Origin of the sequence: Anoxybacillus sp. J5B_2022 (assembly GCF_026847645.1) — a bacterium.
Classification (GTDB): Bacteria; Bacillota; Bacilli; order Bacillales; family Anoxybacillaceae; genus Anoxybacteroides.
The window spans coordinates 1-1,484 of the sequence record NZ_JAPSMC010000137.1; the positions used below are offsets into that span (position 1 = coordinate 1).

Consider the following 1,484-nt stretch of genomic DNA (forward strand, 5'->3'; position numbering starts at 1 on the left):
GGGAGAATATGTACCCAAATTTAGGGAGGCATTTGCTTTTAGTGCTAATTTATTGAATCATTCTCCCATAACCTGCTCAAACAACTTCTGAAATTCCTTTTCCCAATTTGCACTCTTTCGAAACTCCTCATCGGTGATGGTTTGAAGGAGCTGCTGTTTTTTGTGTGAGTCACCCACATTCTGCAAAATGTATTGCCGGCACTCGTAAAGAAAATCGATATAGTTCCCATAGTCTTCGTCATACATTTCGGCGATTTCCCGACTTATTTTTTTCGCCAGTGTCGGACTTGCCCCTTCTGTTGAAACAGCGATCGTTAACTTGCCGCGCCTTACAATCGATGGCACGTAAAAGTTAGATTGTGCCGATGTATCGACAACGTTAATTAACTGATATGGCTGGGCTGCTTGGGCCACCGCTTTGTTTACTTCTCGGTTATTCGTTGCGGCAATAATTAAAAACGCATCTTCCACATCGTCCGGTGAAAAATACTTTTTCCGCCAAACGAGCGCCCCTTCATCAGCGAGCTGTTGAATGTACTCTGTTATCTCTGGAGCAACGACAACAACGTTCGCATTTGCTTCTTTTAAACCGCGTATTTTTCGTTCCGCCACTTTTCCTCCACCAACGACAACGGCTTGTTTATTCGTCATATCTAACATAATTGGATAGCTCATCTCTTACTTATCCCCCTTGTTTGTTCGACAGGTCATTTATAAATCAAATTGCTTTAACTGATAATTGATAAAAAAGCCTACTGTTTAAAACAGTAAGCTTTAGTATATGCGAATCTCCAATTTTGAATATAATTATCTGAATTTATCATTAATTCTCTGTTGATACTCCCTCAATGCAACCGAATTAGTTTTATTTCGCTTCTTCATCAACGCATTCCAACGCACTAATTTTTCATTCAGTTTGCGCATTAATTGTTCTTTTTCTTTTTCATCTTCACAACAACGAAGCAAATCCTCTATTGTCATCAGCTCTTTTTTCAAATTGACTTCTTCAGAAACGTAGCCAGCATTTTTTAACATCAAGTAGCCGATGCGCAACTCTTCCGGAATATGTGACAAATCGTCGATTTCGATCGGTTTCCCAAAGCCGGGCAATTCATCAAATTCACCGTTTTTCATCGCCTCGCGTATTTTTTCTTCAGCAATTTTCCAAATGATATCCATTTCCATCCACCTTTAACGGTCGTGGTTTCTCATTTTTTATGCTCCTCTAAAAATTTCACTAAATCGTGATAAGGAAGCGGTTTAGCATAATAGTAGCCTTGCACTTCGTCACATTGTTTTTCTTTCAAGTAAGCAACTTCTTGCTCCGTTTCTACCCCTTCTGCGAGCACTTTCACCCCAATATTATGCCCGAGTGAAATAATGGCAGGTAAAACCGCTTCTTTTTCCTCTTGAATATTTTGGACAAATGAACGGTCAATTTTTAGCCGATCAATCGGCAATTTTTTTAAATAGCTTAAAGAGCT

The 1,484-nt window shown here is 39.4% G+C and carries 3 protein-coding genes; all 3 read right to left on the reverse strand.

Going from position 1 to position 1,484, the window contains the following annotated elements; all coding sequences use genetic code 11:
• Positions 1-57: 57 nt before the first annotated feature.
• Positions 58-675, reverse strand: coding sequence for an NAD(P)-binding protein (locus tag M4I42_RS16795; protein ID WP_268853177.1), 618 nt, complete (start codon positions 673-675; stop codon positions 58-60).
• 132 nt (positions 676-807) lie between these two features.
• The gene (locus tag M4I42_RS16800; protein ID WP_268853178.1) at positions 808-1,179 is read right to left on the reverse strand and encodes a DnaJ family domain-containing protein; all 372 of its coding nucleotides are present in this window, start codon (positions 1,177-1,179) and stop codon (positions 808-810) included.
• A gap of 29 nt (positions 1,180-1,208) precedes the next feature.
• A partial coding sequence (locus tag M4I42_RS16805) for an EAL domain-containing protein (RefSeq protein ID WP_268853179.1) occupies positions 1,209-1,484 on the reverse strand: 276 nt, incomplete at its 5' end.

Coding starts and splice junctions, on each gene's coding strand:
- M4I42_RS16800 (WP_268853178.1), bottom strand. CDS start 1,179: ATGGATATCATTTGGAAAATTGCTGAAGAAAAAATACGCGAGGCGATG.
- M4I42_RS16795 (WP_268853177.1), bottom strand. CDS start 675: ATGAGCTATCCAATTATGTTAGATATGACGAATAAACAAGCCGTTGTC.